Consider the following 14081-nt stretch of genomic DNA (forward strand, 5'->3'; position numbering starts at 1 on the left):
AGAATAAATGAAGAAATATGGATTAAATGAATTAAGACAGATGTTTTTAGATTTTTTTGAGTCTAAGGAACATCTTGTAAGGGGAAGTTATTCATTAGTCCCACACAATGATAAAAGTTTATTACTTATAAATGCAGGAATGGCTCCGTTAAAGCCTTATTTTACAGGGCAGGAAGTTCCACCGAAAAAAAGAATGGCTACATGTCAGAAATGTATTAGGACAGGGGATATTGAAAATATTGGAAAGACTGCCAGACATGGTACTTTTTTTGAAATGCTTGGAAATTTCTCGTTTGGTGATTATTTTAAAACAGAGGCGATACATTGGTCATGGGAGTTTCTCACAGAAGTTGTAGGTCTTGAGCCGGACAGGCTTTATCCGTCTGTATATCTTGAGGATGACGAGGCTTTTGATATCTGGAATAAAGAAATGGGTATCCCGAAAGAAAGAATTTTTAAGTTTGGAAAAGAAGACAATTTCTGGGAGCATGGTGCCGGTCCATGTGGTCCGTGTTCTGAAATTTATTATGACCGTGGTGAAAAATACGGTTGTGGAAAGCCTGACTGTACTGTCGGGTGTGAATGTGACAGATATATTGAAATCTGGAATAATGTATTTACACAGTTTGAAAATGATGGAAAAGGTAACTATGAGACCCTAAAAAATAAAAACATTGATACAGGAATGGGACTTGAAAGACTGGCAACGGTAGTGCAGGATGTGGATTCAATCTTTGACGTCGATACCATCAAGTCTCTTCGTGATAAAGTTTGTGAAATTTCCGGAAAAGAATACAAAAAAGAGTATAAATGGGATGTTTCTATTCGAATTATTACAGACCATATACGTTCGGCGACATTTATGATTTCCGATGGTATTATGCCATCAAATGAGGGAAGAGGATATGTTCTGAGAAGACTTATCAGACGTGCGGCAAGGCATGGCAGACTGTTAGGTATTGATGGAATGTTTCTGTCAAAACTTTCCGAAACGGTTATTGAAAGTTCAAAGGATGGATATCCTGAACTGGAAGAGAAGAAGAGCATGATTTTTAAAGTGCTTACAGAGGAAGAAAATAAGTTTAATAAGACAATTGATACAGGACTTAATATTTTGGCCGAAATGGAAGAGGAAATGAAAGCAGCCGGTGAGAAAGTCTTATCCGGTGATAATGCGTTTAAACTCTATGACACTTATGGTTTTCCACTGGATTTGACACAGGAAATACTGGAAGAAAAAGGATTTTGTGTAGATGAAACAGGCTTTCAGAAAGCTATGGATGTACAGAGAGAGACAGCCAGAAAGGCACGCAAGACAACAAATTATATGGGAGCAGACGAGACTGTTTATGAAAGTCTTGACAATCAGTTGACTTCAGTTTTTGTTGGCTATGACAGATTGACAGAAGATTCTGTTATCACGGCACTCACTACGGAGAAAGAGATTGTTCATGCATTGACAGATGGCGAACAGGGTACCATTATTGTCGAACAGACACCGTTTTATGCGACAATGGGTGGACAGGCTGGTGATAAAGGTATTATCAGAACAGCGAACGGTGAATTTAAGGTTGTGGATACGATAAAACTTCACGGAAGCATGATTGGACATGTTGGATATGTCACAAAAGGCATGTTGCAGGTGGGGGATAAAGCGGCACTTTCGGTTGAAAGTAATCTGAGAAATGCTACCGCAAAAAATCATAGCGCAACGCATCTGCTTCAAAAAGCTCTTAAACTGGTTTTAGGAGACCATGTTGAGCAGGCCGGTTCTTATGTAGATGCAGACAGACTTCGTTTTGATTTCACTCATTTTCAGGCAATGACACCGGAAGAACTGGCTAAAACAGAAGGTTTGGTGAATGAACAAATTGCAAATAGTCTCGATGTTGTCACGAAAGAAATGAGTTTAGAAGAGGCTAAAAAAACAGGAGCTATGGCTCTCTTTGGTGAAAAGTATGGTGATACGGTAAGAGTTGTATCTATGGGAGATTATTCCATAGAGCTTTGTGGTGGTACTCATGTATCCAACACAGGCACAATTTCATATTTTAAGATAGTATCGGAGGCAGGTATTTCGGCAGGAGTCAGACGTATAGAGGCGCTTACAGGTGCGGGACTTATGAAATACTATACGGATATTGAAAATAAATTACATGAAGCGGCAAAAATCGCTAAAACAGAGCCGAATAATCTTTCTAAGAAGATTGAGGCACTAAATAATGAAATCAAGGCTTTATCCAGCGAAAATGAGAAATTAAAAGCAAAAATTGCCAATGAATCTGTCGGAGATATCATGAGCCGGGTTATTCAGGTCAATGGTGTAAATCTTTTGGCTGCAAAGGTATCTGATGTTGACATGAATGGTCTGAGAAATCTGGGAGACCAGTTAAAGGAAAAGATGGGCGGCGGTGTCGTAGTTATTGTTTCCACAATGGCAGATAAGGCAAATGTAATTGTTATGGCAGATGATGATGCTGTTTCAAAAGGCGCCCATGCAGGTAATATGATTAAAGAAGTGGCTAAACTTGTTGGCGGTGGCGGTGGAGGACGCCCGAATATGGCACAGGCGGGAGGAAAGAATCCTGCCGGAGCTGATGAGGCAGTAGCTGCCGCAAAAGAAATTTTGGCAAAACAGTTATAAAAGTAACATAAAAAAGCATAATAATTATAATAAAATTGTTGACGACATGGAAATATATGTTATAATATTTAAGGTGTTTTAACACAAATACCTACAGTTTTAGGAATCTATAACTGAAGGGAGGTCAGGAAGAGAATGTCAAGCGTTATCGTGAAAGAAAACGAATCAATCGACAGTGCATTACGTCGATTCAAGAGAAATTGCGCAAAAGCTGGTATTCAGCAGGAGATTCGTAAAAGAGAACATTACGAGAAGCCAAGCGTAAAGCGTAAGAAGAAATCAGAAGCAGCTAGAAAGCGCAAATATAATTAATTATAAAAATACAGGACGTTTGTCCTGTATTTTTCTTTGTATAACGGGAAATATTTTAGAATGTTCTAAATAGAATCTCAGACAACATACAATATAATGAATATATTTGGGAGAAATATATGTTTAATGTAGATAATGCATATGATATTCCTAGAGATGTAATTAAGCACGAATGTCTTTGTCAGGTGACGGGGCGCAGTGAGGTTGTTGTGGAAAATTATAAGTGTGTGAAAACAATAACAGAAAATGAAATAGAAATATTGTGTAAAAAATATAAAATCCATATTACAGGAGAGAAGTTAGTCATAAATTATTATAATAGTGAGTCAATGGTTATAGGCGGTTGTATTAATGAGATTGTATTTTGCTAATTCTATATTTTCCTGTTTCAGTGCTGTAAATTTTCATTATTGCGTTATAGAAATCAATGAAAATTATATTTACAGACTTCTAAATCATTCGGGAAATATCAAATTAAGAAATATTATATCCAAAGATAATAAAACAAAAATTACAGTCCAGTATAGTGATAAGGAAAGAGTCATTGCTCTTTTAGAAAAATTAAATATCAATATATTAAATATACAGGATGGCGGAACATATACTCTTTTAACAAGAGTTCCGGTGGTAAAGGCAGCAATTCTTGTCTCAATGGTATTTATATTGCTTATGATGATAAATTCTTTATTTATATGGAATATCACTGTTGAGGGAAATTATTCCTATACAGCTTTGCAAATCAAAGATTTTTTAGATGAGATTCAGATTAAGGAAGGAATTAGGAAAAAAGTCATTGACAGTGATAAAATAGAAAAAGAAATCAGAAAAAAATATGATGACATCAGCTGGGTATGCGCAGAAGTAAAGGGAACGAATTTAATCATACATATTAAGGAAAATTATATGACAGAAATTTCTGTGAAAGAAGATAAACCATATAATATTGTCGCCAACAGGGATGCAGTGATTCGGTCTGTGTTGGTGAGAAAAGGGAAAAGTATGGTAAAGTCCGGAGATAAAATAAAAAAAGGAGATGTCTTAATATCGGGGATTGTAGATGTTTTTGACGAAGCGGAACAAAAACTTTTTTCTAAACTGTGCAATGCAGACGGAGATATTATAGGAGAAACAAATCTTGATTACAGTGATAAATTAAATATTAAATATACAATTAAAGAAATAACAAAAAATAAAAGTATATATCTTCCTTCAATTACAGGATATAAATGGTTTGGAATCGGAGATAATAATAACCAGAATATTGTGTATACAGAAAAAAAGGTAAAAGCTTTTGGAAACTATTATCTGCCGTTTGTAATACAAAATTATAAGATAACAAGTTATGAAAAGAGAGAGGGAGAATATACAAAAGAACAGGCAGAAAAGATTTTAAATAAACATTTAGTTTATAAATTATCGATATTGGAGCAAAAAGGCTACAAAATCGTACAGAAAAATGTTAAAATAAACAAGGAAAAAAATTCCTATATTTTATCAGGAAAAATAAAGTGTTTAGAACCGCTCGGCAAAGTTTCTTATATCAATGCAGAACAGATGGATGAGATTGAATCGGAAAATCAACAATTGAAGGAGACTACAAGCGGAGCAAATTAGAGTACAATATAAAATAAGGGGCAGAATATATGAGCGTAATTGAGAATATTATTGACATTCCCACAGAACATGAAAAAAATGTTTTTGGTCAGTTTGACTATAATATAAAAAAAATAGAGAAAACTTTACATGTTACGATTATTTCAAGAAACGGAGAACTTAAAATAATCGGCGGCGAAGTTGCGGCAAAAAGAGCGAAAAGTGTGTTTCAGCAATTGTTAGAATTGTCAAAGCGGGGAAATGAGATAACAGAGCAGAATGTAGATTATGCATTATCACTTAGTTTTGAGGAAAAAGAGACGGTGATTGTAGATTTGGATGATGATATTATTTGCCGTACGATTATGGGAAAACCGGTAAAACCAAAAACATTGGGACAAAAGTCATATGTTGACCAGATAAGAAAAAAGATGATTGTCTTTGGCATTGGACCTGCCGGAACAGGAAAAACATATCTGGCAATGGCAATGGCTATTAATGCGTTAAAAAATAATGAAGTAAATAAAATAATACTCACAAGACCTGCTATTGAAGCGGGAGAAAATCTCGGTTTTCTTCCGGGAGACTTACAGAGCAAAGTAGACCCATATCTGAGACCTTTATATGATGCACTGTATCAGATTATGGGGGCGGAGAGTTTTCTCAGCAATAGCGAAAAAGGAATTATAGAAGTTGCACCGCTTGCCTATATGCGTGGACGTACTTTAGATAATGCCTATATTATTTTAGATGAGGCTCAGAATACTACACCGGCACAGATGAAAATGTTTTTGACCCGTATTGGCTTTGGCTCTAAGGTTATTGTCACAGGCGACAGAACACAGAAAGACCTTCCAAGGGATACTGTATCAGGTTTAGAGGTCGCATTAAAAGTTTTGAGAAAAGTAGATGATATTGGATTTTCTTTTTTGGATAACAATGACGTAGTGAGACACCCTCTGGTACAAAAGATTGTTAAAGCTTACGAGGATTACGAAGAAGGAAGGAAAGGCAGGAAATAAATGTCGGTTTTCATAGAGAATGAATATAAGAACAATATAGAGATAGATTATAAAAAGATTATTATAAATGTAGTAAATGAGGCAATAGATTTTGTGGAATGTCCCTACGAATGTGAAATTAATGTGACCATTGTAGATGATGACAGCATTCAGGAAATCAATAATTCCCAGAGAGGTATTCATTGTGCTACAGATGTCTTATCTTTTCCGTTTGTGGATTTTGAAAAACCGGCAGATTTTTCTCGTTTGGAAGAACAGATGGATTGTTTTCATCCGGATTCCGGAGAATTAATGTTGGGGGATATTGTAATATCTTATGACAGAGTAATTCGTCAGGCGGAGGAGTACAATCATTCGGAGATAAGAGAAATTGCTTTCCTTACTGCTCATAGTATGCTACACTTATTCGGTTATGACCATATGGAAGATGAGGAGCGCATCGATATGGAAAATAAGCAGAATATTATTCTAAATAATTTAGGAATAACAAGGGAGATTTAAAATGAACAAAAAAAGTAAGATAATCATCGCAATTGTGGCTGCTGTATTCGTGTTATCAGCTGCTACAGTTGTCGGTATGAATCTGCTGTCGAAGAAAGATTCAAAAGTAAAAAAGACATCAGAAACTACAGTAGCTGCAACTGAGGAAATAACAAAAAATCCATATGAAGGCAAAACAATAAGTTTTCTTTCAGGGGAATATGTTAAGCAAAAGACGGCAAAGAGAAGACCTGTTGCCTTGATGTACAATAATATCATAAATGCTATCCCCCATTCGGGTCTGAGCAGTGCAGACGTATGTTATGAGGCGCCTGTTGAGGGCGGAATCACTCGCATTATGGGAATTTTTGAAAATTATGATAAATTAAAAAAGATGGGTTCTGTTAGGAGCTGCCGCATTTATTATTGTGCATTTGCCTTAGAGTGGGATGCTATATACAGCCATTTCGGACAATCAAAATATGCTTTAGATTTTTTAAAAAGTGATAATATTGATAATGTAGGAGCTTTGAATGCAGAACGTGCTTTCTACCGCACATCAGACAGGGTGGCTCCTCACAATGCATTTACATCAGGAAAAAACTTAAATAATATGATTCAGACTTTGAAATATCGTAAAAATTACAATAAAAAATATCACGGGCATTTTAAGTTTGCGAAATTTGGAACAAAAATTACATTACAGAGTAAAAAGAATGCGAGTAAAATTGATTTAGGCTATGTGATTAATAAACCATGGTATCAGTATAACAGCAAAGATGGGCAATATTACAGATATCAATATGGGGACAAGCATGTAGACGACCAGAATAATAAACAGATTCATTGCTCTAATATTATTATTCAGTTTGTTGATTCAGCTATGTATCCTGATAATAAAAGTTTAGATATCACATTGAGTGGCTCAGGTCAGGGATGGTTTATTTCAAATGGCAGGGCAGAAAAAATCACATGGCAGAAGGACAAGCAGTTACAGGGACAGACAAAGTATTTTGACAAGTCAGGAAAAGAGATTGTATTAAATACAGGAAAAACATGGATTCATATCGTACAGAACGAATATGCAGATAATGTTAAGATTAAGTAGATAAGGATAAACAAATGGGAAACAGAAAAAAAAGAAACAGCTTTATTATACAGGGAAGTATATTAGCCTTTGCCGGAATACTTGTAAGAGTAATCGGTTTAATATATCGTATTCCGCTGAACCGCATATTAGGGGAAGGCGGTATGGGATATTATAGTACGGCATTTGAAATATATAATGTTCTTATTTTGCTTTCTTCACAAAGTATGCCTCTTGCCGTATCTAAAATTGTCTCAGAGAAATTGCAGAAACGACAGTATAAAAATGCACATAAGGTTTTCAAAGGCGCCATGATATATGGCACAATTTTAGGTGTAGTATTCGGACTCTTAGCATTTTTTGGAGCGGACTGGATTTCCGTAAAGATATATAAGTTGCCTCAGGTAGCGATTGCCCTCAGAGTTCTTGCACCTACCCTTACAGTTGCCTGTATATTAGGAGTTTTGCGAGGATATTTCCAGGGAATGGGAAATATGATTCCAACATCTGTGTCGCAGATTTTTGAACAGATTGTAAATGCAGTGGTAAGTATTATTGCTGCATATGAACTGGGCGCTTATGGTTATTCATTGTCTAAAATTACAAGTGAAGCAGAAACATATCAGGCATCTTATTCAGCAGCCGGAGGAACTCTTGGAACATTATGCGGAGCGTTGGCAGCTTTATTTTTTATGTTTTTTATTCTTTATATTAATTATGGATACATTAGTCGTAAGATTAGGAAAGCTCCCAGAACCAGGACAGACAGCTACGGTACAATTACAAAAGTCATTTTATTTACAATTACACCGGTATTAATCAGCACTACCATATATAATATTGGAAATTTACTCGACAACCCTATATTTCAGAATATAATGCATAGTGTATTTCATGTAAAAGAGGAGACAAGAAATGCACTTTATGGAAATTATGCCGGGATTTATAGGACGTTGACTACAATGCCAATTGCAATTGCCTCTGCTTTATCGACAGCGATTGTTCCATCTCTTGTGCGTTCATATATAGCGGGCGATAAATCAATTGTAAAAGAAAAAATAGAAATGGCATTAAAATTTTCTATGATAATAGCGTTTCCATGTGGAATGGGATTATCTGTTCTTGGTGTTCCTATTAACAGTTTACTGTTTGGAAGTAAAGGTGACGGTGCCGCTTCCATGATGATTTTTAGCGTGTTTACAGTTATCGCATTTTCATTATCTACAATCAGCAATGCTATTTTACAGGGAATTGATAAATTAAAAGTACCAATAAAAAACTCAGCAATCTCTCTTGGAATACATTTAATCGTTTTGCCATGTCTGTTGATTCTTTTTAAATTGGATATATATGCAGTAGTTATTGGTGATATTTTATTTGGCGCTACAGTTTCCGTATTAAATGCCTTTTCCATCAAACGATATTTAAATTATAAACAGGATATGAGAGAGACTTTTTTAAAACCACTCATTTGTTCCGGTGTAATGGGTATCGTATGTTTTGGAATATTTCGACTGTTTATGTTTATTTCGGGTATCAATGCAATTAGTACATTGATGGCTGTATTATCGGCGGTAATTGTTTATGGAGTTATGCTTATATTTACCCGGACAATCACAGAAAATGAACTGTCCGCTATCCCAAAGGGTGAAGTATTTATCAGAATATTAAAAAAAATCCATATTTTATAATAGAAATTGTATAAAAATACAAAAAATGTAAAAAATATATGCAAGGAGTGAAATAAGATGAATAAACGTGCATATATTTTTTGTTTAATTGTATTTATTTGTGGTTTTGCGATTGCCTATATTGTAGGTGTAAAAATCGGAACAGACGAGGGGGATAGTTTAAAAGAAAAAGTGGTAAATGTTTCCCCTGAAAAAGAAAAAGAGACAGAAGCAGAGGGATATTGGGTAAAAACAACCAATAATAAAATAATTGTATATCAAAGTGATGGTACAACTGTTGTTGCCGAGACAGATATCGATATTTCGAGATTGCCTGAGACAGACAGAAGTGTTCTTGAGCACGGTATTTATTTAGAAAGTGCAGAGGAATTGTTTAAATATTTAGAGGCGAATACAAGCTGACAATTTGCAAAGGATATTGAATACAAAATGAAAGTAGTGATTATTGGAGCGGGAGCTGCCGGATTAACGGCTGCGATTTGTGCGGCAAAAAATGGAGATAAAGTTACAGTTATTGAACATGAAAAGAAATCGGCGAAAAAGATAGCGATTACCGGAAATGGGAAATGTAATTTGACAAACAGCAGTATGTCGGAAACTCATTATTATGGGGATAAAAAGTTTGTCAATATTGTATTGGAACAATGGGGATATCGGGACAGTCTGAAGTTTTTTAAGGAAATGGGAATATTTTGTTATGAAAAAAACGGGTATTATTATCCGATGAGTAATCAGGCTGTCACGATATGTAATGCACTGAGAGATTGTGCATTACATCTTGGCGTATCTATAAAAACAAATAACTTTGTGAAAAAAATTGCTTATCATAGTGGACGATTCGTAGTAGATGTGGGAATCGATATACAGTGTGATAAGCTTATTCTTGCTACAGGTGGAATGAGTGCACCTAAAACCGGAAGCGATGGAAGCGGTTACATATTAGCGGAACAGTTTGGACATCATATTGTAAAACCTTTGCCGGCTTTGACCGGGCTGGTTTGTGAAGATACGGACCTAAAGAAAGCTTCCGGTGTGAGAGTTCGGGCAAAAATTTCAATAGAAAACCAAGATATTTCGGATATGGGAGAACTGCAGATTACTGATTATGGAATCTCAGGAATCCCTGTATTTAATATTAGCAGAATGACACAAAAGGGAACAAGCGTCTGTATAGATTTTCTGCCCGAATATACATATGAATTGCTTCAGGAAAAGCTTCGGTTTCTGATACAAAGAAATAAGACAAATATGATTGCTACTGCATTAAACGGAATGTTTCATGAAAAATTAGTGGTCTCTTTTCTGTCAAAGTTAAATATAAATCCAAACACAAAATGCTGTGAAACTTCTGAAAAAGATATAAGATTAATTGTAGATTTAATAAAAAATTATAAGGTTTTTGTGATAAAGCGAAAAGGATTTGATTTTTCACAGGTAACGCAGGGTGGTGTGTCTACCGACGAAATAGACCCATATACGATGAAATCTGTTTTTTGTGAGAATCTTTATTTTGCAGGTGAAATAATTGATATTGATGCAGAATGCGGAGGGTATAATTTGCAATTTGCATGGAGTACGGGCATGATTGCAGGAGGATATAAGAAGAAATGAAATTTTTAAAAGTATCAAATATTAAATTGAATATACAACAGACCGAAGATGATGCTTTTAAAAAAGCTATAAATATTGCAGGAGTATCTTTTGATGATGTTATTGAGAAAAGGATATTAAAGTATTCTATTGACGCAAGAAAAAAGCCGAAAATTCAAAAAAATTATACAATTGAACTTGCCGTAAAAAGATATAACAAAACCAGAAAAAACGTAACAGTGTCTGATGCGAGAAAGCAATATTATTTCACTCCTGAGGGAGAGGAGCAGCTTGATAACAGACCTGTGGTCGTAGGTTTTGGTCCTGCCGGCATGTTCTGTGCCTATATGCTGGCAAAATACGGTTATAAACCGATTATTGTGGAACGTGGCAGTAAGGTGGAAGATAGAATCCGTAAGGTCAATTGTTTTTGGGAAAGCGGAGAACTGGATACGGAATGTAATGTGCAGTTTGGAGAAGGCGGAGCCGGCACATTCTCAGACGGAAAACTCAATACAGGAATTAAAGATAGAGAAAATAGAATACAGTTTGTATTAAACAGGTTTGTGGAATATGGTGCAAATAAAAATATTTTGTATGATGCAAAACCTCATATTGGAACAGATATTTTAATAGAAGTAGTAAAAAATATGAGATGTGATATAGAAAGGATGGGAGGAACATTTTATTTTGACACGGCATTAAAAAAGATTGAATATAAAAATCAAAAAATCAAGGCGGTTTACCTGTCAAATGGAATGAAAATTGATACAGAGATATGCGTTTTGGCAATCGGTCACAGCGCAAGAGATACGTTTGAGACTTTATATGAGCAAAAGATTCCTATGGAGTCCAAGCCTTTTGCTGTAGGAGTCAGAGTCGAGCATAGACAAACTACAATTAATAAAAGTCAATATGGCTTTGAGGACAACAGGATTGGAGCAGCAAATTATAAGCTTACATATAAAACAGTGAAAGGTAGAGGAGTTTATTCTTTTTGTATGTGTCCCGGTGGATTTGTCGTAGATGCCTCCTCAGAGAAAGAAAGAATTGCTGTTAACGGAATGAGTTACTCGAAACGTGACGGTGAGAATGCTAATAGCGCTATTGTTGTAACAATAACACCTGAGGATTTTATACAGGATGGTCCTTTAGCAGGAATGTATTTTCAGAGAGAAATAGAAAAAAATGCATTTATAGAAGGAAGTGGCAAAATACCCGTGCAGACATTTTTAGATTTTAGGGAAAATAAAAGGACAGAAGCATTGGGAGAGATTGCCCCTCAAATAAAAGGAAATTTCAGATTAGGAAATATAAGAAATGTTCTGCCTGAGTTTGTGTCGGAGGCAATCGAAGAAGGAATGGAATATTTCGGTAATCTTATAGAAGGGTTTGATGCCTCGGATGTGGTTTTATCTGCTCCGGAGACAAGAACATCTTCCCCAATCAGAATATTGAGGGATGAGAGTTTTCAATCAAGTACAAAAGGGTTATATCCTGCCGGAGAGGGAGCAGGATATGCAGGGGGAATTACGTCGGCAGCAATCGACGGAATCAAGGTATTTGAAGCAATTGCACGAAAATATAAGTCCTTTGATTAATGACTTTTTTATATTTTTGTAGTATTATATAAAGATGTGTTTAAAATGGAAAAACATGTTTTAAGGAGATACATTATGAATATACGTTTTTTGGCGCAATCAGAATATTTTAATGGTCTACATCTAAAAGATGACATTATTCTGGAAAAAGAATATGAACAGGGACCATTTCACAACCTTCCAAAGGTAAGATATTTTTTATACTATCTTGAAGAAAATGTCAGAAAAGAAGTTATGCCTTTTACTGATAAAGTAGACGTTTTTCATATTACAGACTGCCAGTATGATTCAGATTTTTTATATTTTACAGAATATACCGATATGCTGGACGGTGGATATACATTTAATATCATAAGATATAATATTACGGACCATACCCATACGAAGATTATTTCTCTCAAAGATAATATTAATTTATATCCCGATAATAAACAAATTAAAATATATATATTGGATGACTCTAATCTGATTATTCAGCGTGCACTTCCAAAAGTCAGCGAAAATGGTTTATTGAAGGAGTTTTTTGATTTTACGCTTGTCTTATTTGATTTTGTAAAAAATAAACAGATTGTTATTGAAGACGAAAATCTTATAAGAAATGGAATAGAGTTTATATTACCATACAATGAAACGAGCTGCGTTATGAAAACGGGTTATTCCGTTTTTGAAAATGACAGGCATGCAAAATTAAAAAAAGAAGAAGCAGCGATTGAGAGCCTTATGGTGATTAATATTCAGCAGTTTATAAGTGACTTAAAATTAGAACAGCAGAATCTGGTGATGAATACAGTAGACCAGTCGTATTATGATACTACTGTGATTAATGCCAAGATTATTGATAATTTTCTTATTTATTCAAAGTATAATTACGAAAATTCTGATGAAAATATTATATTTTATGATATTGCAACAAAAAATGAGGATGAAAAGGTATATACATGTATTAATAAGACTACAACCGGCGAATATTTACTTAAAAATGCTACTGTGATAGACAATAAGCCATATATGATTAAGAAAAATTCATCGGGGACACAGTTTTTCAATCTTATTACAAATGATGTAGATGCAGCTTATCCGGAAGAATATGATATTAGATTTGTAAATAATAATACGGTTATTTCTACATTTTCAGAAAAAACATTGTTTGGCAAAGAATATTCTTTGGTGGGAATACATCGTTTTCCGTCTAAAAAAGTTATATTACAGGAAAGGGGCGAATATATAGGGTCCGTTGCATCCAATAACGAGACTTCCTATATTTTCTTAAAATAATATGGATGAAAAAAAGATTGCTCGAATTAATGAATTATATAAAAAATCAAAAACAATCGGTTTGACAGAAGATGAAAAAGAAGAACAAAATCGTCTTCGCACAGAATATCGGATGTCTATTATCAACAATTTATCCGGTTCTCTGAATCATATGAGTATTCAATATCCGGATGGAACCGTAAAGAAAGTGGAATCCAATAAAGAAAAACATTAAAGGCAGGATGAAAATGGAAGATAAAAATTCATTCAGAAATAAAATCCTGGAGATAAGAAAGAATCTTACAACGACTCAGGTCAAAGAGATGAGTGCCAATGTTTGTAAAATATTGTTATCTGGCGATTTATACAGACAATCTCAATCAATTTTTTGTTATTCTGCCGTGCGGAATGAATTAGATTTAACTTTTTTTATGAAAGAAGCGCTGCGTGATGGAAAAATTATTTCCCTGCCAAAAGTAATTGACAAAAAAGGTATAATGAAATTTTATCAGATACATTCTATCAATGAGTTGGAAAGAGGAACTTTTGGCATATTAGAACCATCTATGGAAAAAGAGAATACAATTGCTGATTTTATTCTTGTTCCCGGTGTTGTTTTTTCAGAGGAGGGAGACAGAATCGGACAGGCAGGGGGGTTTTATGACCGTTTTTTAGAAAAAAATAACATTTATTCTGTTGGCATATGCTATGAGTTTCAGCTGTTTGACAAAATACCTCACGAAAAACATGATAAGAAGATGAATAGAATCATTAGTGAACAAAGAGATATAGATATAAAATAGGAGA

General features: G+C 34.7%; 14 protein-coding genes. All 14 read left to right on the top strand.

Translation table 11 applies throughout. The annotated features are described in order from the left end of the window. Positions 1-7 precede the first annotated feature (7 nt). The 14 genes from alaS to Q5O86_RS01975 all read left to right on the top strand — a co-directional run bounded on the left by alaS (position 8) and on the right by Q5O86_RS01975 (position 14077). Entirely contained in the window at positions 8-2644 is a 2637-nt protein-coding gene (gene alaS, locus Q5O86_RS01910; RefSeq protein ID WP_302625455.1) for an alanine--tRNA ligase, read from the top strand. Between the two features lie 135 nt (positions 2645-2779). Beyond that, a complete protein-coding gene (rpsU, locus tag Q5O86_RS01915; RefSeq protein WP_005362674.1) occupies positions 2780-2956 on the top strand; it encodes a 30S ribosomal protein S21 in 177 nt (58 codons plus the stop codon). A gap of 119 nt (positions 2957-3075) precedes the next feature. Beyond that, positions 3076-3327: a YabP/YqfC family sporulation protein gene (locus Q5O86_RS01920; RefSeq protein ID WP_302625456.1), complete on the top strand. Its 252-nt coding sequence runs from the start codon at positions 3076-3078 to the stop codon at positions 3325-3327. Next, complete coding sequence (locus tag Q5O86_RS01925; protein WP_302625457.1) at positions 3308-4570, top strand: sporulation protein YqfD; 1263 nt, start codon at positions 3308-3310, stop codon at positions 4568-4570. The genes Q5O86_RS01920 and Q5O86_RS01925 overlap by 20 nt, the downstream gene beginning before the upstream one ends. A gap of 29 nt (positions 4571-4599) precedes the next feature. After that, positions 4600-5571 (top strand): PhoH family protein, encoded by a 972-nt coding sequence (locus Q5O86_RS01930; RefSeq protein ID WP_302625458.1) that lies wholly within the window; start codon positions 4600-4602, stop codon positions 5569-5571. Continuing rightward, a complete protein-coding gene (gene ybeY / locus Q5O86_RS01935; RefSeq protein WP_302625459.1) occupies positions 5572-6072 on the top strand; it encodes an rRNA maturation RNase YbeY in 501 nt (166 codons plus the stop codon). It begins immediately after the preceding gene. A gap of 1 nt (position 6073) precedes the next feature. Then, complete coding sequence (locus tag Q5O86_RS01940) at positions 6074-7159, top strand: DUF3048 domain-containing protein (protein WP_302625460.1); 1086 nt, start codon at positions 6074-6076, stop codon at positions 7157-7159. Between the two features lie 14 nt (positions 7160-7173). Further along, positions 7174-8829, top strand: a complete 1656-nt coding sequence (locus Q5O86_RS01945) for a polysaccharide biosynthesis protein (RefSeq protein ID WP_302625461.1) — start codon at positions 7174-7176, stop codon at positions 8827-8829. Between the two features lie 57 nt (positions 8830-8886). Then, positions 8887-9231 carry a hypothetical protein gene (locus Q5O86_RS01950; RefSeq protein ID WP_302625462.1) on the top strand — a complete coding sequence of 115 codons (345 nt, stop codon included), beginning with the start codon at positions 8887-8889 and terminating at the stop codon, positions 9229-9231. A gap of 27 nt (positions 9232-9258) precedes the next feature. Next, positions 9259-10440, top strand: coding sequence for an aminoacetone oxidase family FAD-binding enzyme (locus tag Q5O86_RS01955; RefSeq protein WP_302625463.1), 1182 nt, complete (start codon positions 9259-9261; stop codon positions 10438-10440). After that, a complete protein-coding gene (locus Q5O86_RS01960; RefSeq protein ID WP_302625464.1) occupies positions 10437-12020 on the top strand; it encodes an NAD(P)/FAD-dependent oxidoreductase in 1584 nt (527 codons plus the stop codon). The genes Q5O86_RS01955 and Q5O86_RS01960 overlap by 4 nt, the downstream gene beginning before the upstream one ends. Positions 12021-12095: 75 nt before the next feature. Beyond that, positions 12096-13295 carry a hypothetical protein gene (locus Q5O86_RS01965; protein WP_302625465.1) on the top strand — a complete coding sequence of 400 codons (1200 nt, stop codon included), beginning with the start codon at positions 12096-12098 and terminating at the stop codon, positions 13293-13295. Between the two features lies 1 nt (position 13296). Continuing rightward, a complete protein-coding gene (locus tag Q5O86_RS01970; protein ID WP_302625466.1) occupies positions 13297-13509 on the top strand; it encodes a DUF896 domain-containing protein in 213 nt (70 codons plus the stop codon). Positions 13510-13522: 13 nt separating this feature from the next. Next, the gene (locus tag Q5O86_RS01975) at positions 13523-14077 is read left to right on the top strand and encodes a 5-formyltetrahydrofolate cyclo-ligase (protein WP_302625467.1); all 555 of its coding nucleotides are present in this window, start codon (positions 13523-13525) and stop codon (positions 14075-14077) included. The last annotated feature ends 4 nt before the right edge of the window (positions 14078-14081 follow it).

The organism is uncultured Eubacterium sp. (assembly GCF_937958975.1).
Classification (GTDB): domain Bacteria; phylum Bacillota; class Clostridia; order Lachnospirales; family Lachnospiraceae; genus Eubacterium_G.

Coding starts and splice junctions, on each gene's coding strand:
- alaS (WP_302625455.1), top strand. CDS start 8: ATGAAGAAATATGGATTAAATGAATTAAGACAGATGTTTTTAGATTTT.
- rpsU (WP_005362674.1), top strand. CDS start 2,780: ATGTCAAGCGTTATCGTGAAAGAAAACGAATCAATCGACAGTGCATTA.
- Q5O86_RS01920 (WP_302625456.1), top strand. CDS start 3,076: ATGTTTAATGTAGATAATGCATATGATATTCCTAGAGATGTAATTAAG.
- Q5O86_RS01925 (WP_302625457.1), top strand. CDS start 3,308: ATGAGATTGTATTTTGCTAATTCTATATTTTCCTGTTTCAGTGCTGTA.
- Q5O86_RS01930 (WP_302625458.1), top strand. CDS start 4,600: ATGAGCGTAATTGAGAATATTATTGACATTCCCACAGAACATGAAAAA.
- ybeY (WP_302625459.1), top strand. CDS start 5,572: ATGTCGGTTTTCATAGAGAATGAATATAAGAACAATATAGAGATAGAT.
- Q5O86_RS01940 (WP_302625460.1), top strand. CDS start 6,074: ATGAACAAAAAAAGTAAGATAATCATCGCAATTGTGGCTGCTGTATTC.
- Q5O86_RS01945 (WP_302625461.1), top strand. CDS start 7,174: ATGGGAAACAGAAAAAAAAGAAACAGCTTTATTATACAGGGAAGTATA.
- Q5O86_RS01950 (WP_302625462.1), top strand. CDS start 8,887: ATGAATAAACGTGCATATATTTTTTGTTTAATTGTATTTATTTGTGGT.
- Q5O86_RS01955 (WP_302625463.1), top strand. CDS start 9,259: ATGAAAGTAGTGATTATTGGAGCGGGAGCTGCCGGATTAACGGCTGCG.
- Q5O86_RS01960 (WP_302625464.1), top strand. CDS start 10,437: ATGAAATTTTTAAAAGTATCAAATATTAAATTGAATATACAACAGACC.
- Q5O86_RS01965 (WP_302625465.1), top strand. CDS start 12,096: ATGAATATACGTTTTTTGGCGCAATCAGAATATTTTAATGGTCTACAT.
- Q5O86_RS01970 (WP_302625466.1), top strand. CDS start 13,297: ATGGATGAAAAAAAGATTGCTCGAATTAATGAATTATATAAAAAATCA.
- Q5O86_RS01975 (WP_302625467.1), top strand. CDS start 13,523: ATGGAAGATAAAAATTCATTCAGAAATAAAATCCTGGAGATAAGAAAG.